The sequence below is a fragment of the Variovorax sp. V15 genome, from assembly GCF_041154425.1.
Lineage (GTDB): Bacteria > Pseudomonadota > Gammaproteobacteria > Burkholderiales > Burkholderiaceae_C > Variovorax > Variovorax guangxiensis.
Genome location: NZ_AP028659.1, coordinates 1,598,861 through 1,617,344, shown reverse-complemented (window position 1 = coordinate 1,617,344; position 18,484 = coordinate 1,598,861). Strand labels below are relative to the sequence as shown.

General features: G+C 68.5%; 16 protein-coding genes. 9 read left to right on the top strand and 7 right to left on the bottom strand.

Annotation, left to right across the window (positions count from 1 at the left end; all coding sequences use genetic code 11):
* Positions 1-64: 64 nt before the first annotated feature.
* Positions 65-1,024, bottom strand: coding sequence for a DUF72 domain-containing protein (locus ACAM57_RS07840; RefSeq protein ID WP_369661232.1), 960 nt, complete (start codon positions 1,022-1,024; stop codon positions 65-67).
* A 174-nt stretch (positions 1,025-1,198) separates the two neighbouring features.
* The gene (locus tag ACAM57_RS07835) at positions 1,199-2,044 is read right to left on the bottom strand and encodes a PASTA domain-containing protein (protein WP_369661231.1); all 846 of its coding nucleotides are present in this window, start codon (positions 2,042-2,044) and stop codon (positions 1,199-1,201) included.
* Between the two features lie 423 nt (positions 2,045-2,467).
* Here ACAM57_RS07835 and ACAM57_RS07830 point away from each other — a divergent pair, with 423 nt between their 5' ends.
* Both ACAM57_RS07830 and ACAM57_RS07825 read left to right on the top strand, forming a co-directional pair.
* Positions 2,468-6,664, top strand: a complete 4,197-nt coding sequence (locus tag ACAM57_RS07830; RefSeq protein ID WP_369661230.1) for an ESPR-type extended signal peptide-containing protein — start codon at positions 2,468-2,470, stop codon at positions 6,662-6,664.
* A gap of 37 nt (positions 6,665-6,701) precedes the next feature.
* Entirely contained in the window at positions 6,702-7,577 is an 876-nt protein-coding gene (locus tag ACAM57_RS07825) for an OmpA family protein (protein WP_369661229.1), read from the top strand.
* Positions 7,578-7,607: 30 nt separating this feature from the next.
* Here ACAM57_RS07825 and ACAM57_RS07820 read toward each other — a convergent pair whose 3' ends face one another.
* From ACAM57_RS07820 to ACAM57_RS07810, 3 genes are read right to left on the bottom strand one after another with little or no spacing between them, the layout of a single operon-like run.
* Entirely contained in the window at positions 7,608-11,009 is a 3,402-nt protein-coding gene (locus tag ACAM57_RS07820; protein ID WP_126023488.1) for an efflux transporter outer membrane subunit, read from the bottom strand.
* On the bottom strand, positions 10,997-12,313 hold the full coding sequence (locus tag ACAM57_RS07815; protein ID WP_240650720.1) for a hypothetical protein: 1,317 nt from the start codon (positions 12,311-12,313) through the stop codon (positions 10,997-10,999). Before ACAM57_RS07815 ends, ACAM57_RS07820 begins: the two co-directional genes overlap by 13 nt.
* A gap of 22 nt (positions 12,314-12,335) precedes the next feature.
* Positions 12,336-13,514, bottom strand: a complete 1,179-nt coding sequence (locus ACAM57_RS07810) for an HlyD family secretion protein (RefSeq protein WP_240650719.1) — start codon at positions 13,512-13,514, stop codon at positions 12,336-12,338.
* A gap of 621 nt (positions 13,515-14,135) precedes the next feature.
* On the opposite strand from ACAM57_RS07810, the gene ACAM57_RS07805 reads away from it, so the two are divergent.
* The gene (locus tag ACAM57_RS07805; RefSeq protein ID WP_369661228.1) at positions 14,136-14,516 is read left to right on the top strand and encodes a hypothetical protein; all 381 of its coding nucleotides are present in this window, start codon (positions 14,136-14,138) and stop codon (positions 14,514-14,516) included.
* On the top strand, positions 14,513-14,902 hold the full coding sequence (locus ACAM57_RS07800; protein WP_126023485.1) for a DUF427 domain-containing protein: 390 nt from the start codon (positions 14,513-14,515) through the stop codon (positions 14,900-14,902). Before ACAM57_RS07805 ends, ACAM57_RS07800 begins: the two co-directional genes overlap by 4 nt.
* A 21-nt stretch (positions 14,903-14,923) precedes the next feature.
* Here the strand turns inward: ACAM57_RS07800 and ACAM57_RS07795 are convergent, their stop codons facing one another.
* Positions 14,924-15,211, bottom strand: a complete 288-nt coding sequence (locus ACAM57_RS07795; RefSeq protein ID WP_369661227.1) for a hypothetical protein — start codon at positions 15,209-15,211, stop codon at positions 14,924-14,926.
* A 298-nt stretch (positions 15,212-15,509) separates the two neighbouring features.
* Here ACAM57_RS07795 and ACAM57_RS07790 point away from each other — a divergent pair, with 298 nt between their 5' ends.
* From ACAM57_RS07790 to ACAM57_RS07770, 5 genes are all read left to right on the top strand, one after another.
* The gene (locus tag ACAM57_RS07790; protein WP_369661226.1) at positions 15,510-15,941 is read left to right on the top strand and encodes a hypothetical protein; all 432 of its coding nucleotides are present in this window, start codon (positions 15,510-15,512) and stop codon (positions 15,939-15,941) included.
* 33 nt (positions 15,942-15,974) lie between these two features.
* Positions 15,975-16,187 carry a hypothetical protein gene (locus ACAM57_RS07785; RefSeq protein WP_369661225.1) on the top strand — a complete coding sequence of 71 codons (213 nt, stop codon included), beginning with the start codon at positions 15,975-15,977 and terminating at the stop codon, positions 16,185-16,187.
* A gap of 69 nt (positions 16,188-16,256) precedes the next feature.
* Positions 16,257-16,682, top strand: coding sequence for a CBS domain-containing protein (locus ACAM57_RS07780; protein WP_126023481.1), 426 nt, complete (start codon positions 16,257-16,259; stop codon positions 16,680-16,682).
* A gap of 30 nt (positions 16,683-16,712) precedes the next feature.
* Positions 16,713-17,051 (top strand): hypothetical protein, encoded by a 339-nt coding sequence (locus ACAM57_RS07775; protein ID WP_369661224.1) that lies wholly within the window; start codon positions 16,713-16,715, stop codon positions 17,049-17,051.
* Between the two features lie 30 nt (positions 17,052-17,081).
* Positions 17,082-17,519, top strand: a complete 438-nt coding sequence (locus tag ACAM57_RS07770) for a PPC domain-containing DNA-binding protein (protein WP_126023479.1) — start codon at positions 17,082-17,084, stop codon at positions 17,517-17,519.
* A gap of 6 nt (positions 17,520-17,525) precedes the next feature.
* Here the strand turns inward: ACAM57_RS07770 and ACAM57_RS07765 are convergent, their stop codons facing one another.
* A complete protein-coding gene (locus tag ACAM57_RS07765; RefSeq protein WP_369661223.1) occupies positions 17,526-18,428 on the bottom strand; it encodes a nucleotidyltransferase in 903 nt (300 codons plus the stop codon).
* Positions 18,429-18,484: the final 56 nt, after the last annotated feature.

Here is an 18,484-nt window from a genome sequence, read left to right as displayed (position 1 = left end):
GTGCGGTCATGCGGGCAATGTAGTTGAAGAAGATTGCTTCACGCCGAGAGCCGGCCGGGCTCCTTCATTTTCGGTGGCGGGCTTTCTCTTCCGGCTCGAAGCCCGTCGGAAGCCCCAGCCGCATCGCCAGGTGCGCCGCGTCGTAGGGCGCGCGCACCTTGGTGTCGTTGTCGAAGTAGCAGTACACATCGTGCCGGCCCCGCCGTGCACCGACATCCGAAGCAAGCCTGGCGTCGCCGACCTGGCGGCCCTGGCTCCATGCTTCGATGCGCTCGGCCCAGCGGTCGAGTGCGGCGTCGCCGTAGCCGCTGGCGTAGAGCTCCTTGTCTCCGTGCAGCCGGATGTAGACGAAGTCCGCCGTCATGTCTTCGAGCATCGGCCAGCGGCCCGCGGTGTCGGCCACCACCAGGGCCACGCCGTGCCGGCGCAGCGTGGCGATGAAATCGGGGTCGGCAAAGCTGCGGTTGCGCACTTCGATGGCATGGCGGATGCGAAGGCCGCGCGGGGCCTTCATCGAGGACCGCCCGTTCATGCGCTCGTCGTGCTCGCGCGCCAGCGCCGACGCGGCCTTGGCATCGTGCGGCAGCAGCGAGAGAAAGGCTTCGACGCGCTCGGCGTCGTAGCGCATGCGCGGAGGAAGCTGCCAGAGGATGGGGCCGAGCTTGCGGCCCAGTGCGAGCACGCCCGAGGCGAAGAAGTTGGCGAGCGCCGGGCGCACGTCCTTGAGCTGCAGCATGTGCGTGATGTAGCGCGAGCCCTTGACCGCGAACACGAAGCCGTCGGGCGTCTGGTCGCGCCATGTCTCGTACGACTCGGGGCGCTGCAGCGAATAGAACGATCCGTTGAGTTCGATGCTGGGCAGCATGCGCGAGGCGAAGGCAAGCTCGTTGCGCTGTGCCAGCCCGGCCGGATAGAAGCGGCCCCGCCACGGCGCGTACCGCCAGCCGGAGATTCCGATGCGGATGTCTCCATGCGGCTTTTTCGCCGCTCGCGTGCGCGTTCTTCGGGTGGACGGGGTTGCCAAGTCTGTGCTCCGGTGCCGGTACTCGATCCGGAGTCGATGCTTTTGCGCCGCGATGCGGGCGAATGTGGGAACGGCCGGGCAACCCGTGTAGGTGCGCAGGCATCGCCTGCCTGAATCCGCCCCGCCCTGCCCCGCCGGCCTGGCTTCAGTGCGCGGCGCCAGGCTTCATCTGCATCAGCGGCAGTTGACGTCGTAACCGACGACGTTCGGGAGGCTCTTCTCGCCCGCCGTGGTCACGGTCAGCCGGCCGGCCGGGCCGGAATAGCCGAAGTCGCAATAGGCAAGGCCGGTGCCCGCGCAGGACTCGGCTTCGGCGATGCCGCGCTTGACAAACCCGGCCTGCCGGGACTCGCTGCTGGCCCCGCCACGCACCGGATTCCATCCGCTGGCAGCCAGAACCTTGCGCGCCTTGTCGATCGGCATGCCGTAGACGTTCGGCACCTTGGCGCGGCCCTTGCAGACCGACTCCTCATCGGCCAGCTTGCCCAGGCGCAGGGTGCCGTCGGCCTCGACGCGCAGGTCGCCCACCGGCGAGCCGATGAGGTCGCCGTCCCACACGCGCGCGGAGCCGCCTTCCAGCGCGGTCAGGTTGCCGATGGCGGGGTCTTCGGGCGACTTGCCGTAGGCCAGCGCGACCAGCCTGTCGCCATCGAACACCGCCACGTTGCCCTGGGTGATCGTGCAGGTGCCGCTGGTTCCGGCTTCCATCTGGCCAGCGAAGCTGACGGCGCGATAGGAACCCATCGGCACATCGGCGGTCACCGCCCAGCCCTGCGCAGCCACCAATTTGGCCGCTGGCGACTTCGGCTGGATCACGCGCCATGAGCAGCTATTGCGGTCGTCGGCGCTGCCGCCCGCCTTGGGCAGGCTGGTGATCGCCCGCATGCGGATGTCCTTCAGGTCGGACTGCACGCGCGGCGGCGGTGCGCCCGTTTGGGCCACGGCCGGCAAGCTCGGCGCGAAGCCGAGTGCGAGGGCGGCGGATGCAGCAATGGCGGGGAAGCAGAAGCGGGAAGACATGACGGGGATGGAGAGAAGTGGTGGGAAGGCTTCGAAGCGGCGTTGCCACTCGGGACCGGCCGGGATTATCACGACGAGTCGCGGCATTCGCGCTGCCCCGGACACCGCGTCCGCATGGAAATATCAAATTCAATAAAAAATCAAATTGATTTTCAAGCGTGATCCATATCAAAAATGTGATTACAACTTATATCTAAACGGCTGATTTTTTAAAAATACAACAAAATAATTCAAAGAGTATCTTTGTATTACTATTTTGACATTTGGCTTGATTTAAAATTCAAATCAATTCGACAATTTGACTCCAAAATGAGACATTAAAAGGCGCCTCCTTCAATTCATTCAATAAGATTTGTTTGCAAAAAATAATTTGAAAATTGCACAGGGAGCCCGAACGGTTTTGGCCGTTCAACGACCTTTTGAATGGATGGGACGGGGCTCATGAACAAGACTTATCGTTCGTTGTGGAACGAATCCCTCGGCGCCTGGGTAGCGGCGTCTGAAATCACTTCCGCTGGAGGAAAACGCGGCGGGAGCCGCGTGGATGCAGCGCCCCGCGCGCTCACATTGCTCCGGTCAGGACACTGGCGCGCGGGCGTCGTGAGTGCACTGTTGACCATGGGAGGACTCGGAGGGGCCTCGATGGCGCATGCGCAGTCGGCAATTTGCACCACGGCGCCTTATAACTACTACAGCGGCAGCGCAACCTGCGTGGGGCAGCAGTCTCAAGCAACTGCCGGCGGAGCCACTGCCATAGGTTATGGCGCCAGCAGTACGGGCCTGAATGCCGTGACTCTCGGCTTCGGTGCCATTGCCTCTGCGATCAATTCCCTTTACCTGGGCGCACGTACCGCTGCGGGAACAGGCGCCCTGAGCGAGAGTTCGATCGCAATCGGCACGGACGTGACCGCAAGCGGCAACGCTGCCGTTGCCATCGGCGTGCAGTCTGCCGCAACCGCCCAGACGGCAACAGCCCTCGGTTCCACGGCAAAGGCAAGCGACGAGGCAGCCACTGCCGTAGGGAACGCCGCCCGGGCGCTGGGGAACAGTTCGCTTGCGCTCGGGGCGCAGGCGGTCGCGAGCGGGGCCAGTTCGGTCGCGGTCGGCCAGGGCGCGGGCGCGGGCTCGACGAGCGCCAATACGGGTTCGGCCGCAGTGGGCATTGCCGCGGGAACACTGGTCAGCGGCGCGCAGAACACCGCCATGGGGGGAGGCATCGCGAGCGCGATGCGGGGTGCGGGTTCGGGCGTCACGGGAACGCGCAACATCGCCTTCGGCGCAGGCGACGGTACGGTCGCCTACGATGCCACCTTGAAGGCCTCCGCAGGCAACCTGGTCAGCGGCAACGACAACATCGCCATCGGCACCAATGCGGGGATCGGCGTCGCGGCCAACGCGACGACGTCGATCGGCCTGAACGCGACTGCTTCCGCACAGGACGCCATCGCGCAAGGCACCAGCGCCGGCGCAAGCGGCCGCAACGCCATCGCGATCGGCTTCCAGGCTGTGGCTTCCCAGATAAATTCCATCAACCTTGGCGCACGCACAGTGGCGGGAACGGGTGCCACGGCGGATGCCGCCATCGCCGTCGGCACGGACGTGGAGGCGTCCCAGACACGCGCTGTCGCGATGGGTATCGCAAATCACGCGACCGGCGTCGACTCGGTTTCGATCGGTACCCGAACCAATGCGGGCGCCGACAACGCCACCGCGCTCGGCTCGGGCGGGACCACCGCCGCCACCGCAGTGCGCGCCACTGGCACCGGTTCCGTGGCGGTTGGCGGCAACACGACCGCCGGCGCCAATGCAGCAGGAACCAATGCCATTGCCGTCGGCGGAGAGTCGTCCGCGACCCAGACGGAAGCGATCGCCATCGGCCGCCTGTCCAGCGCCTCGGCCCTTAACACCATCGCGGTCGGCAGCAACACCCGGGCGGATTCGGCCGAAGCGGTTGCAATCGGCACCAACGCCACCGCCACCGGCGGCAAGGCCGTGTCCATCGGCTCCGGCAACACGGCCTATGGCAACGGCGCTGTCGCCATCGGCGATCCGAGTTTTGCGAGCGGCACAGGCGCGTTCGTCGGCGGTGCGGACAACATCGCCAACAGCGACGGCACGGCCTCGGCCACCGCGGCCAACCAGGCCAATGGCGCAGTGGCCATCGGCAACGGCAACAAGGCGATCGGCCAGGGGTCGGTGGCCCTGGGCAACGGCTCCACGGCAGGTGCCGTCGGCAAGGCGGGCAGCGTGGCCATCGGCGATGCGGCGACGGCGGCGGCCAATGCGGGCGACGTCGCACTGGGCTCCGGCTCGGTCACCGCCACGGCGGTGGGAACGCCCAGCGCGACCATCGGCGGCACGGTCTACAACTTCAAAGGCACCACGCCGACGAGCACCGTGAGCGTGGGCAGCGTGGGCGCGGAGCGCACGATCACGAATGTGGCCGCCGGCCGCATCTCCGACACCTCCACCGACGCCATCAACGGCTCGCAGCTGAACGCCACGAACCTGCAGGTCACGAAGAACACGGCCGACATCACCAACATCAACGCCGGCGGGGGCATCAAGTATTTCCACGCCAATTCGACCCAGCCCGACTCGCAGGCGGTGGGAGCGGAATCCGTCGCCATCGGCCCGAACGCCGTGGCCAACAATGCCGGTGCCGTGGCGCTGGGCTCGGGCTCGGTGACCGACGTGGCCGTCGGCACGGCCAACGCGGTGATCGGTGGCACAACCTACAAGTTCGCCGGCACGACGCCGACCAGCACGGTCAGCATCGGTGCCGTCGGCGCGGAGCGCACGATCACCAACGTGGCCGCCGGCCGGCTCTCCGACACCTCGACCGACGCCGTCAACGGCTCCCAGTTGAACGCCACGAACCTGCAGGTCACGAAGAACACGACCGACATCACCAACATCAACGCTGGTGCGGGCATCAAGTACTTCCACGCCAACTCGGTCCTGCCCGACTCCCAGGCGCTGGCGACGGATTCCGTCGCCATCGGGCCGAACGCCGTGGCCAGCAACGCCGGCGCCGTAGCGCTGGGCGCCGGGTCCACCACGGCCGCGGCCGTCGGCACGGCCAGCACGGTGATCAACGGCACGACCTACAACTTCGCCGGCGCCGCGCCGACGAGCACAGTCAGCGTCGGTTCGGTCGGAGCCGAGCGCACGATCACCAACGTGGCAGCCGGCAGGCTCTCGGGCTCGTCGACCGATGCCGTCAACGGTTCGCAGCTTTTCTTCACCAACCAGTCGATCGAGAACCTGAGCAGCACGGTCACGGCCAACAAGATCAGGTACTTCAGCGTCCAGTCCACCGGCGGCGGCAACGAAAACAACAACGGCGCCACGGGTGCCGACGCTGTCGCCGTGGGCAAGGATGCGAGCGCCACCGTCGACAACGGGGTCGCACTAGGCTCGGGCTCCGTTTCCGACCGCACGGTCGCGGGCAGCACCGGCAACATCCCGGCGGGCAGTTCCCTGATCCCGTTCAACACGACCGACCGCACGCTGCTGGGCGCCCTCTCCGTCGGCAGCGCGACCACCTACCGCCAGATCACCAACGTCGCCGACGGCACGCAGGCGCAGGACGCGGTCACGGTGCGCCAGCTCAGCGGCGCGCTGCAGTCCTTCGCGGTCACGCCGATCCAGTACTTCCACGCCAACTCCACGGCGGCCGACTCGCTGGCCATCGGCGCGGAATCCGTCGCGGTCGGCCCGCAGACGGTGGTCAACGGCAACAACGGCGTGGGCATCGGCAACGGTGCCGTGGTGCAGCAGAGCGCGCCCGGCGGCATCGCGATCGGCCAGGGCTCGACCTCGCACCTGGCCGACTCGATCGCGCTGGGCACGCAGTCTTCGGCCGCCGCGGTGCAGGGCGTGGCGCTGGGCGCCGGCACCAGCGTGACGCAGGCCGGCGGCGTGGCGCTGGGCGCGGGCTCGGTGGCTTCGACGGCGGCGGGCGTGGCCGGCTATGTGCCGCCCACCGCGACCGACGCGCAGCGCATCGCCATCGGTGCGACCACGAGCACGCTGGCGGCCGTGTCGGTGGGCAATGCCGCCAGCGGCCAGTTCCGCCAGATCACCGGCGTGGCCGCGGGCACGGCCGACAGCGATGCGGTCAACGTGTCGCAGCTGCGGGGCGTGCAGGGCCAGGTGGCGGTGATCGATCAGTCGACGGTCAAGTACGACACCAACGCCGACGGCACGACCAACTACAACAACGTGACCATGGGCGGCAGCAACGCCACCGGCCCGGTCACGGTGCACAACGTGGCCCCGGGCGTGGCGGGCACCGACGCGGTCAACGTCAATCAGCTCAATGCGACCAGCGCCGGCCTGAACAACCGCATCAACGCCCTGGGCGACCGCCTCGACGGTGTCGAGAAGAACGCCTATGCCGGCGTCGCCGCCGCCATGGCGCTGCAGATGCCCGGCAGCTACGTGCCGGGCAAGACGGTCATGCGCATCGGCGCGGGCTCGTTCAAGGGCCAGAGCGCGGTGGGCGTGAGCTTCCGCCGCACCGCGGAGAACAACGCCTGGAGCATCACCGGCGGCGTGGCCACCAGCCGCGCCGGCGTGGGCGCCACCGTCGGCGCGGAATGGGTCTTCAACTGAAGGGAAAGCGATACAGATGAACCGGACGAACCCCATCATGAACAAGCTCTCCCGCTTCAGGACCCCTTGCGCTGTTTCCGCGCTCTGCATGGCGGCATTGCTGGCCGGCGGCTGCGCCAGCCCGAGCTACACCGTCACGCCCGAGATGCAGGCCCGCGCCGCTTCGGAAAACCCGGCGCCACCGAAGGACGACGAGTTCCCCTCCCCGGACTCGGCCAAGTGGAAGCAGGGTGCGTTCCCCAGCCTCGATGCCCTGCGCACCATGCGCACCGGCATGGGCAAGGACCAGGTCCGCGAACTGCTGGGCTTCCCGCACTTCAGCGAAGGGCTGGGCGGCGTGCGCGAGTGGAACTACATCTTCCACTTCCGCACCGGTGCGGGGCCGGAGTACATCAGCTGCCAGTACATGGTGCGCTTCAACGCGGACGTGCTGACCAACGGCATGTACTGGAAGGGCCCGGGCTGCGCCGACCTGCTGCGTCCGACGCGCGCGGCGGCCACGCCCGTAGCCGCCCGGCCGGCCGCTGCCGCCACGAGGACCACGCTCGGCGCCGACGGCCTGTTCCGCTTCGACGGCCGCTCGCTGTCCGACCTGCTGCCCGAAGGACGGCGCAGGCTCGACGCACTGGCGGGCGACATCAGGGGCAGCGCCGGCCCCGTGGAGTCGATCAGGATCACCGGTCACACCGACCGGCTCGGCACCACCGCATACAACCAGGCACTCTCGCTGGCCCGCGCCGAGACCGTGCGCGACTACCTGGTGCGCTCGGGCGTGCCGGCGCAGGCCATCCAGGTGCAGGGCAAGGGCGAGTCGGAGCCGAAGGTGCAATGCGCGCAGACGGCGAAGCGGGCCGAGCTGATCGACTGCCTCGCGCCGAACCGGCGCGTGGAGATCGAGGTGTTCGTGCGGTGATGACGAGAGCCGGGAACAGCTGGCGCCTCCTCAGGCGCTCCCCCAGCCACCCCCGAGCGCCTTGTAGAGGTTCACGAGGTTCACCGCATCCTTGAGCTGCAGCTCGATCAGCTGCTGCTGCTCGGCGTACAGCTCGCGCTGCGCATCCTGGCTGGAGAAATAGTCCTCCAGGCCGCTGCGGAAGCGGGTGCGCGAGATGCTGGCGACTTTCTCGAGCGACTGCACGCGCAACTGCTGCGCTTCCAGCTGCGGGCGCAGGTGGTCGCCGGCGATCAGGGCGTTGGCGGTCTCGCGGAAGGCCACCTGCGCGGCCGATTCGTACGAGGCCATCGCGGCCGCGAGCTTCTCTTCGTTGCTCGTGACGTTGGCCGAGCGGCGCCCCCAGTCGAACAGCGGCAGCGACACGCCCAGCACGCCGGCCCAGCTCCTGTTGCCGCTGCTCAGCAGCGTCGAGAACTCGTTGCTGACGCCGCCCGCCAGCGCGGTCAGCGAGATGGTCGGCAGCATGGCCGCCTTGGCGGCGCCGATGCCCGAGTTGGCGGCCTCGACGCGGGCGCGGGCGGCCAGCAGGTCGGGCCGGCGCTGCAGCAGGCTGGAGGGCAGCCCCGCCGCCACCGACTGGGTGGAGCGCTCGGGCCAGGGCCGCGCGGAGCCGGTGTCCGGCGGCACGGGCTGGCCCACCAGCACGTTCAGCCCCTGCAGGTCCTGCGCGACGCGCATGCGGTATTCCTCCTGCCGCACGCGGGCGTTCTGCAGCAGCGACTGCGCGCGGTACACGTCGAGCTGCGCGGCGCCGCCCACGGCCTTGGCGCGGCCGATCATGTCCGCGTTGGCCGAGAGCGAAGCCGCGTTGGTGTCGGCCAGCGCGAGCAGCGCACGATCGGCCCGCAGCGTGAGGTACGCGTTGGCCACCTCGCCCACCAGGTTCATGCGGGCCGCCGCGTAGTCCTTGTCGCCGGCCTCGGCCAGGGAGCCGCTTTGCTGCGCCGTGCTCTGCTGGCGGCCGAAGAAGTCGAGCTCGTAAGACATCACGCCGGCCTGGACATCGAAGCTGTTCGACACCCGCCCGTCCGACGGAATGTTGCCCACCGGGCTGAGCGAGCCCTGCGGCGTGGTCTTCGCGCGCTGCGCGTTGCCGGACAGCCCCAGCTCCGGAAACAGCGAGGCGCGGCTTCCCGCGTAGACCGCTCGCGCTTCGCGCGCACGCGCCGCATACACGCGCAGGTCGCGGTTCTGGCGCAGGGCGGTGTCGATCAGGCCTCGCAGCTCGTCGTCCTGCACGAAGCCGCGCCAGTCGGCGGGCTCCGCCGAGGGCACGGTGGCGCCGGCGGGCCAGCTCGACGGCACCGTCAGGTCGGGCTGCTTGAGCGGCGGCGTGAGGTTGCAGCCGCTCGTCACCAGCAGCACGCACACCGCCAGCACGAGGAGCGAAAGCCGCAGGAACATGCGCACGACGCCGGCTCCCGGCGAGCCGAAGCCCGCGCTCGCAAGCAGCGCCGAGGCCGCGCCCCAGGGCCGCACCTGCACCGCGACGTGGCTCGGCGGCACGTTGAAGACATGGCTCACCAGCTGCTCGCGCTGCGCCTCGGTGGCGGCGAAGCGCAACTCCGCGCTGGCGCGCTTGCGGCGGTCGATGAAGGCCGGCAGCCAGCCCACCGGGTCGACAAAGACCTCCAGCGGCTGGCCCACGCGCAGGCGCTTGAGCAGCGCGCCGCCTTCGATCAGGGCGCCGTCCGCGGCGATGTTGACGAAGCGCGACTCGCCCTCGCCCGCCGCCGTTCGCACCCGCGTCGCGACGCGCCACGGGAATCGCTCCTCGCCATCGGGCCTCGGCAGGTCCACGCAGGCGATGAGCGCGCCGAGGCACAGGACGAGCGCGATGCCGGTCCACACCAGGTTGAGCTGGTCGCCCGGCGCGAGCGCCGGCCCGGTCATGATGGCCGTCGCACCGCCCAGCTGCAGCGCGACGAGCAGCCCGCCGAACACGGCGACCAGTTTCCAGTGCACCACCGTCTTCGATCGGTCCAGCCCCTTGGCAGTCACCTTGAACGGATGGCCGAAGGGCTTGAGCATCGCGGCGAGCAGCGTGCCCGTGACGGCCATGGCCGCGACGAGCTGGCTCACCTCGCTGAACACCGGCAGGCAGCGCCGCTGGCTGATCCAGTAGCTGTACGCCCAGAACATCATGAGCGGCGGCAGCCCGTAGGCGGCGAAGGCCTGCGGCGTCGCATGGAAGGCCGACACGTCGGCATACCAGTACAGCGCGGGCGCCAGCATGATCAGCGCCATGAAGGGCTTGCCCAGCCAGTGCAGCAGCCCGTGCAGGAAGTGCAGCCGCGCCGAGAGGCTGTATCCCTTGCCGCGCAGCGGCCCGTTCGGCAGCAGCGCGAGCTGCACCGTGCCCAGGCACCAGCGGCTGCGCTGGTTGATGTAGTCGACGATGCTCTCGGCGGACAGCCCGTTCGACAGCCGCTCGCCCAGCCAGCGCGTGACGTGGCCGCGGCGCAGCAGCAGGTAGGTGGTGTGGATGTCCTCGCACACGCTGCCCACCGGGAAGCCGCCCGCGGCCGTGATCAGGTCGCGGCGCACGATGAACGAAGTACCCACGCAGAAGGCGGAGTCGACCGCATCCTTCGCGGGCTGCAGCACGTCGAAGAAGACGCGCTGCTCGTCGACCCAGCTGTCGGTGGCGCGCAGGTTGTGCTGGATGGGGTCGGCGTTGTAATAGAACTGCGGCGTCTGCACCAGCCCGACCTTCGGGTCGTCGAAGAGCCCGAGCATGCGCCAGGCGATCTGGCGGCGAGGCGCGAAGTCGGCGTCGAGCACCAGGATGAAGGGCGCGTTGGTCGTCTGCGCAGACAGCCGCAGGCCGTTGTTGAGGTTGCCCGCCTTGGCGTGGCTGTTGTCGGGCCGGCGCGCGTAGTTCACGCCCCTGCGCGCGCAGTAGTCGCGCAGCCAGTCGCGCCGGGTGTCGTCGAGCACCCAGACCTGCAGGCGCGGGTAGTCGATGGCCTGCGCGGCGATGATGGTCTTCTCGAGCACGGCCAGTTCCTCGTTGTACGTGCAGATGAACACGTCCAGCGCCGGCACATCCGCGCCGCGCGCGCGCAGCGCGGCCTCGCCCAGATCGGCGAGCCGCCGGTTGTCGCGGCGCCGCACCAGCATGTGGATGGACATCAGCGTGTAGACCACGGCCGTCATCTCGAAGAACAGGAACACCCAGGCAAACAGGGTCTCGAAGCCGAGGTCCGAGGGCGGCATGGTGGCCGTCACGCGCCATACGGCATAGCGCATGAGCAGCAGCGCGGTCAGCGCCCCGAACACGGCGCGGTGGCCCGTGCGCTCGACACGGCCCCACGTCATCAGGAGCAGCGCGAGCCCCGCCACGAGGGCGTTGAGCTGGAACTCCGGCGTGGCGATCAGGTGGGACATGATGGAATGGCTCCTGCTGCGGCGGTCTTGCCGGTGAATGGGTTGAAGCCGTTGGCGGCCAGCGCGATCCACGCGGTGGCGCCCAGGTGCGGCCAGTGGTAGTAGAAGAAGTCGGCGCCTGGCGAATCGGGCCCGATGGCCAGCCCCGTGGAGATGCGCGCGCTGGGCGTGGCGTAGTACAGGCCGTTGTCCGCGCGCTGCGATGCGAGCAGCCGCCACAGCGCCTCGGGCGCCGAGCCCTTGCGGGCCACCAGCGTCGCGGCGAACTGCGCGCTGCCTTCGGTCCAGATGCCGTCGGGATCGCGCGAGAAACCGTAGCCCTCGCCGGAGCTGTGGTGCTTCTGCGCCCAGTCGAGCGCGCCCGTCCAGGCGCAGGAGCGGTCGGTCGCCGCCAGCAGCGGCCAGAGCTGCGCGTCCAGGCCCGAGCTTTCGGTGGAGATGGTCGCGCCGTCTTCCTTGGTCCCGATGTTGAAGCGCTGCTCCGACGGGTTCCACATGCGGCCGACGAAATCGAGCGCGGTGCGCGCCTGGCGGCGCATGGCCTCGCCCTGCCCACCCGCCTCACCCGATCGCGCAGCCCACGCGGCGGCCACCGCGATGTCGATGTTGTGCTCGGTCGACTTCCAGGTCTGCGCACGCTGCGCGTTGTCCCAGCCGTACCAGCCGCCGTTGTAGCCGTCGGGGTCGTTCTTCGCGCGCGTGCGCTGCTCGATCCAGCCGAGCAGCCTGCGCGCGCCCGCCGAATAGGCCGGCGTCGGCTCGGCCTGCGACAGGTTCAGCAGCAGCAGCGCGGCCCAGGCCACGTTGCCGGTGGCGGTGCTCACCTGGTAGGCGTCGGCGATCCACTGCTTGCGGCCCTCGTCCCAGCGGCCGGGCAGCGCGGCCTTGTCCTCGGTCATCGGGCCTGCGCGGTAGGCGTTGCGCACGCGGCCGTCGGCGGCGTTGGGGTCGCGTTCGATGGCGCGCACGACGGCGTCGCCGATGCGCCTGGCGGAAGCCGCGTCGCCGCATGCGAGCAGCGCGATGCCGGCCAGTGCGTTGTCGTAGGTGTAGGCCGCGTTCGCCAGCGCCGGCTCCAGCGGCGCAGAGCCGCGGTCGTTGCCGGCAACGCGGTAGCTCGCAAGGAAGAGCGGGCCGCTGGTGGTGCTCTTCTGTGCGTCCTTGACCGCCTGGCGCAGGCCCTCGCAGCTTTGCTGCGCGAGGCGCTGCTGAGTCGATGTCGCTGCGGGCTGCTGGGCAAAGGCTGCCGCGGGCAAGGCAACCATGCAAAGCGCCAGGGCACGCAGCATCGGGATCGCTCGCATGGCTCGTCCCCTCGATCCCGGCTCAGGAGCGCAGGCTCGCCGCGACCACCTTGCCAGGAGCGCACAGGCTGCTTCCCTCGGTGGCCTTCTGCGCCGCGTTGCCCTCGAAGTCCGCGACGGCGTAGATGGAGCCCTGTTCGGCGAAGGGGAAGGGCACGCTGTAGGTGCTCTGCAGCGCATCGGACGCCACCGGCAGCAGCTGCTGCACGCGCGCCGGCATTGCTGGGCCGTTCTGGTCGAGCTTCACGTCGAGCATCGAGCCGATGCTCAGCCGCTTCGCCACCCGCGCGGGAAACACCGCCACCACGCCCAGACGCCGGCAGTCGGTGACGCGCACCAGCGAAGCCCCGGCGGTGACGTAGGCGCCTTCGGGCGCCAGCACGGTATGGACCTGGCCCGGCTGGCTCGCCTTGACTTCATAGGCCGAGAGCTTCTCCACCCGCTGGCGCTCCTCGTTCTCCAATGCCGTCACCTGCTTGAGCTGCGAGAGGATGGCCGTGCCGTCCTGCTTTGCGCGATTCACGCTGTTGCGCAGCACCTCGCGCCGGCTCTCCAGCGTCTGGAAGATGCTGTTGCCGCCGGTGCCCACGAAGGCGCCCTGCCCCGCGCTGGCCACCGTCTGCGCCTGGCCGGCGAAGGCCTGCTCGGCCACCGACGCATTGGCGCGCGCCGTGTTCAGCTGCGCCTCGGCCGCGTTCATCACCTGCTCGCTGATCGCGCCCTGTTCGAGCAGCGCCTTGTTGACCCGGACCTTGTTCTCCTGCTCCTCGACCACGCTGTGCGCGACGTCGCGCTGGCGCTGCGCGATCTGCCATGAGTCCCAAGCCTGCGCCAGCGAAGCCTCGCGGTGCACGTTGGCCTCGTGCCCGACGAACTTCAGCTCCTGGCTGTCGGCCTTGAAGTGGTTGCCCAGCTGCGCGAGCTGGCTCTGCAGCGCGAGGCGCTGCGAACTCAGCGTGGTGAGGATCTCCTGGTTGATGGTCGGGTTGCGCACCGTTGCCACCACGGTGCCCGGCTCGACCGTGTCGCGCGCATGCACCACCATCTGCGTGACCACGCCGTTGATCGGCGAGGTGATGAGCCCCACGGGCGCCTGCAGCACCGCCCGGGTGGCCTGGGAGGACAGCAACGGCTGCACCAGCGTCGAGACCATCAGCCAAAGCACGAACGCCAGCAGGCCATAAGCCGCGAGCTTGGGCACGAAGGCGCCGCGCTGCCGGAACCGGCCGCGCGGACCGGAAGGCGGACGCACCGCCGCACGGGCCGCGCCCCTCGGGCGCCGGGAAGGAAGAACTGAACGGAGTTTCGAAACACGCATGACCACCCCTTGGCGACGAACGTGCGCAAGGGTCGGAACTCCGGCGCGCGTCCACTGGTTGAAGAGACTCAGGCACCGCGTTCGCGAACATCCCGGGTATTTCCGCCGTCCGCGTGCTTGCTGCAGTGCAATATCAAGGTAAGGCGGAACCCCCGTTTTTGGCTGCATCGGAGCGAAACAGAGTGTGCAAAGTTCACATTTGGGCCACAGCACGGTCGGGCGAAAGTCCTACATCGCCACGGCATGAGGGTCACGCGGCGACGAGGTGGCGCAGCCGTTAGGCAAGGCCGAAGCCGGCACTGGGCGTCAGAGGGAAGCGCGGAAATCGCGACGCCGATGCACCGCGATGCGGGCGCGAAGGGCGAGGTCGCGGCGGCCGGATATTCGGTAACGTTACTGACGGATCCGTCCAAACATGAACGGCTCCTGACGCACTCGCTGCTCCCGAATCGCTCGGCGCGAAGTGAATTCGTCCGACATGAGTGCACACGCCAGAGGCACAGATTGGTTTTCTTTCTGGAGGCCGCCATGTCCGGACCAGACCTGAAGAAACTCATCGTCCTCGCCGCAGCCTGCCTGGCTGCGGTTCACGCAACGGCGCAGCAGGCGCCGCTTCCAGTGCCGGCGGAAATCGATGCGACCAAGCCCAAGGGCGACGGCAACGCGAACAAGCCTGCCGAGGCAGCAAGGCAGGAGGCCATCCGCCGGGCGGCCATCAAGAAGTGCGACGACCTCAGGAGCGCGGCAGAGCGATCCGCCTGCGCGGCGCAGGCCGACGCTGACAAGGCCAGGGGCGGCGCGAACAGCGATGCGTCCCTTCCCGACAAACCCGCCGCGCCGGTCGTCGCGCCGAACGGCCAGGCACCAGACAGGAACAGCAAATGAGCAAATCCCCCGGTCACCGGAAACATCCCGGCCACCAGGTCCGTGAAACGCGGCTGCAGCAACCCGTGGAAGTCGAGGCCGAAGGCGTTGTCATCGCCACGTCCAACAATGTCGTGAGGGTCGACGAAGACCACGCTCCCGCCCGCTACTACTTCCCGCGCTCCGACGTGCGGATGGAGAAGCTGGCGCGTTCGCAGACCACCACCGAGTGCCCGTTCAAGGGAACGGCGCACTACTACAGCCTGAATCTCGGCGAGAGACGGCTGGAGGACGCGGTATGGAGCTACGAAGACCCGTACGACGAGCATCAGGGCCTGAAGGCGCGGCTCGCGTTCTACGACGACAAGTTCCCCGAGATCCACGTGCGGGTCGGGTCCGGCGCATGAGCGCCCCCTGCACGTCCAGAACTAGAACTTCGTCGCAGCTCTCGGCCGCTGCTCCTCGTCGGCGCTGCTTTCGTCGTCGGCTGTCACGATCCGCAGCCGCGCCTGCTCGTGCCGCAGCGAGAGTTCGCTGCGCCGCTCCTGCGACGGCTCGTCGTCCGCTGCCCCATCGTCGTCGTCGAAGTCGATCAGGAACTGCGATTCCTCGAAGGTGAGGCCGTGGAGCACTTCCTGGCTCCTGGCGTTGATGGCCAGGAGGCCATCCGCCAGCAGGCGGGCGCGCCGCTCGCTCGAAATCCGGAGCATCTGCATGGGGGTCCTTTCCTGGTCCCGGGTTTTTCCCCTGTCCGGATGTTGAACGGCGCACGAGCGCAGCCGGTCGGAAGGCGCAGCGCATCGGCGTGAGAACAGTCCGTCACCGCATCGCGCGTCAGCATGCACTGACGGGCGCATCGCCCAGCGTCCTATCGACGCATCCTCGGTGCTTTCTAGTCTGGATTTCATGCGCCGGACAACCCGAACCGGGTGAACCAGCTATCCGATCCTTTTCCGATCCTTTTCCCGGTTCCATCCTGTGTGCAACGAGCGCCGGCGTTCCAAGGAGATGGACATGACCAAACTCATCTACAGCTGCATTGCCGCATCCTGCCTCACGGCGCTTTCGGCCCATGCGCAGATGAACGCACCCACGGCACCCGCGCCCGATCCGGCAGTCGCCGAACTCAAGGCCGGCCGCGACAAGATCGCAGCCGACTACAAGGCCGACCGCGCAGCCTGCGATGCCATGAAGGACAACGCAAAGGACGTCTGCGTGGAAGAAGCCAAGGGCAAGGAAAAGATCGCCAAGGCCGAACTCGACCAGAAGGTCAGGCCCAGCGACAGCGGCGCCCGCAAGGTGGCCGAGGCCAAGGTCGAGGTGGCCTACAGCATCGCCAAGGAAAAGTGCGACGACCAGAAGGGCGACGCCAAGTCCGCGTGCATGAAGCAGGCCAAGGCCGACGAGGACAAGGGCAAGGCCGAAGTCAAGGCCATGAAGAAGTAGGCCCGCAGCGCAGCGACAGCAGTTCCGCCGGGCATGAAGGAAGAACAGCGGCCGCAGGGTGCCGAACGCGAAGAGCGCCGCGTCTTCGCGTGGGGCATCGTGGCGGCGGTGATCGCGCTGTTGGGCGCGCTTGCCTACTTCCACGTGCTCCAGAAGCGCTTCGAGGTTCCGGTGGAACTGCCGGCCACGCCCACTGCGCCGACCGCGCCGGGCGAACCGGCTCCCGGAACTCCCCGGAGCAGATAGCCCGGTTTCTCCAGCAGCCAGCTTGCCGGCGGCGAGCCATGGCTGCCCATTTCAGAAAAGGATTTCCAGATGCGAAAGATCAACGATGTGATGACCCGCGACGTCGAGGTCATCAGCCCCGATGCGACCATCGCCGAAGCAGCGAAGCGCATGCGCGACGGCGACTTCGGGATGATGCCGGTGGGCGAGAACGACCGCATGGTCGGCGCGATCTCCGACCGCGACATCGCCATCCGCGGCGTGGCCGAGGGCCATGACGGCAACACCAAGGTGCGCGACGTGATGTCCGACGGCATCCGCTGGGCCTACGAGGACGACGCGGTCGACCACGCGGCGCAGATCATGGCCGAGCACCAGATCAGACGCCTTCCGATCGTCGACCGGGACAAGCGGCTCGTCGGCATCCTCGCGCTCGCCGACGTGGCGGTGAAGGAGCGCAAGACCAAGCCGGCCACCGAAGCGCTCTGCGGCATTTCGCAGCCGGTGCCGGCCTGAGTGCCGCGGTCCGGTTCCAGGCTGGCTTCGATGACTTCCCTGACAACGAAGTCCATGCTGGTGGCCGGCGCCCTGATGCTGTGCGCCGGACCGGCCGCCGCGCAGCCCGCGGCAGGGCAGCGGCCGCCGGCCGGCACCGGCGAAGCTCAGCCCGGCGCAGACCCGGCAATCATCGTGAAGCCGCCCGGCAATGGCGATCCGCGGCTGGTGAAGCCCGCTCCGCCGCACAGAGACCGGGGCCTGATCGAGAAGCCGCCCGCGGATGCCGTGCCGGGCGAGCGCGATCGCACCAAGCCCCGCGCCGGCCCTCCCCCGCGGTCACGCGCGGACCGCCCATGCAAGGGGTCCACCGAGGATTGCAGGCGGTGAAGCAAGTCACGTCCACAGGAGCTCCCGCAGATGAAGTTCAAGATTCTCAACAAGCAGCCCGAGCGGACCATCGCCCTCGTGTTCGAAAAGGGCGACGACGTCATCCCCATCCTCGAAAGATTCGCGAAAGAGCACGCACTGACCGCCAGCCGCTTCAGCGCCATCGGCGCGCTGCGGTCCGCCGAGCTCGGGTATTTCGACTGGGAGCGCAAGGACTACGAGCGCATTCCGGTCGATGAACAGGTCGAGGTGCTTTCGCTCAACGGCGACATCGCGCTGGATGGCGACCGGCCCAAGGTGCACGCGCATGCGGTGCTGGGGCGGCGCGGCGGCAGCACCATCGGCGGCCACGTGCTGCAGGCCACGGTGCAGCCCACGCTGGAGGTGCTGCTTGTCGAATCGCCAGGCTACCTGCGCAAGACCTGCGACCGCGAAACGGGGCTGGCGCTGATCGACGTCGACGCCTGAGCGGCGTCATTCGCCCCCGTCCTTCGCCTCGTCCTTCGCCTCGTCTTTCGGTTTCTTCGCCCGGATGTCCTCGGTCCACGCCGCCACGTCCTCCTGCGTCATGCCGCTGGCCGGGGTGAGGCGCATGTCTACATAGCCCATCTGGCGCACGTCGGGCAGGTACTGCTCGCGCGAGAGCAAGGTGCCGGCGCAGACGTGGTCTTCCGGATGCGGCGCCTCGCGCATCTCGTCGGCGAGGCGGCCGATCAGGCGGGCGACCAGCCATGCGGGAATGCGGTGGCGCTCGCCGGGATAGATGTAGCCGAACAGCGTCACGTGGGCCATCAGCACCCGCCAGTGCACGCCGAAGCGCTCCAGCAGGCCGGCCCAGTCGAGACGCTCCGCGCACGCGAGCATCAGGTGGGCGATGTCGCCTCCGTCGAAGCGCTCGCGCTCCATGATGAAAGCCTTGGACAGCACGCAGTCCTCGGCATTGGCCACGAGCACCGGCACGCCCAGGACCTCGGCACTGCAGTTGCCCCTGAACCAGCGCTCGTCCACCGGGAACAGGCCGTTGCCCGAATTGAAGATCAGGTCGATGAACTCGCGGCCGTCGTGCACCTTGGCCAGCCAGTGCGGGTGGCGCATCTCGGCGCGCCAGCCGTACTTCTGCAGCAATAGCTGCGCGATGCGCTCATAGTCCTCGCGCCGGATGAAGAGGTCCAGATCCTTGGTCGGGCGGCGGATGCCCGTGTAGCAGGCCTGGGCGAAAGTGCCGCCCACCAGAAAGGGAATTCCGGCGCTGGCAAGCGCGCGCAAGGTCCGCCGGTAGAAGTCGGCCACGCGGGGATCGACCTCGTCCTCGAGCGAAGGTGCGAGAGCGGGAGCAGCAACTGCTGCCGCGGCAACTGCAACGGCCGGATGATCCATGTCGGGCAGCGTAGGTACCGCGAGCGAACCCGGGCCCGGCGCGAACGGCCCCATCG

Coding starts and splice junctions, on each gene's coding strand:
- ACAM57_RS07785 (WP_369661225.1), top strand. CDS start 15,975: ATGAAGGAAGAACAGCGGCCGCAGGGTGCCGAACGCGAAGAGCGCCGC.
- ACAM57_RS07830 (WP_369661230.1), top strand. CDS start 2,468: ATGGATGGGACGGGGCTCATGAACAAGACTTATCGTTCGTTGTGGAAC.
- ACAM57_RS07825 (WP_369661229.1), top strand. CDS start 6,702: ATGAACAAGCTCTCCCGCTTCAGGACCCCTTGCGCTGTTTCCGCGCTC.
- ACAM57_RS07775 (WP_369661224.1), top strand. CDS start 16,713: ATGACTTCCCTGACAACGAAGTCCATGCTGGTGGCCGGCGCCCTGATG.
- ACAM57_RS07835 (WP_369661231.1), bottom strand. CDS start 2,044: ATGTCTTCCCGCTTCTGCTTCCCCGCCATTGCTGCATCCGCCGCCCTC.
- ACAM57_RS07780 (WP_126023481.1), top strand. CDS start 16,257: ATGCGAAAGATCAACGATGTGATGACCCGCGACGTCGAGGTCATCAGC.
- ACAM57_RS07815 (WP_240650720.1), bottom strand. CDS start 12,313: ATGCGAGCGATCCCGATGCTGCGTGCCCTGGCGCTTTGCATGGTTGCC.
- ACAM57_RS07820 (WP_126023488.1), bottom strand. CDS start 11,009: ATGTCCCACCTGATCGCCACGCCGGAGTTCCAGCTCAACGCCCTCGTG.
- ACAM57_RS07790 (WP_369661226.1), top strand. CDS start 15,510: ATGACCAAACTCATCTACAGCTGCATTGCCGCATCCTGCCTCACGGCG.
- ACAM57_RS07795 (WP_369661227.1), bottom strand. CDS start 15,211: ATGCAGATGCTCCGGATTTCGAGCGAGCGGCGCGCCCGCCTGCTGGCG.
- ACAM57_RS07770 (WP_126023479.1), top strand. CDS start 17,082: ATGAAGTTCAAGATTCTCAACAAGCAGCCCGAGCGGACCATCGCCCTC.
- ACAM57_RS07765 (WP_369661223.1), bottom strand. CDS start 18,428: ATGGATCATCCGGCCGTTGCAGTTGCCGCGGCAGCAGTTGCTGCTCCC.
- ACAM57_RS07800 (WP_126023485.1), top strand. CDS start 14,513: ATGAGCAAATCCCCCGGTCACCGGAAACATCCCGGCCACCAGGTCCGT.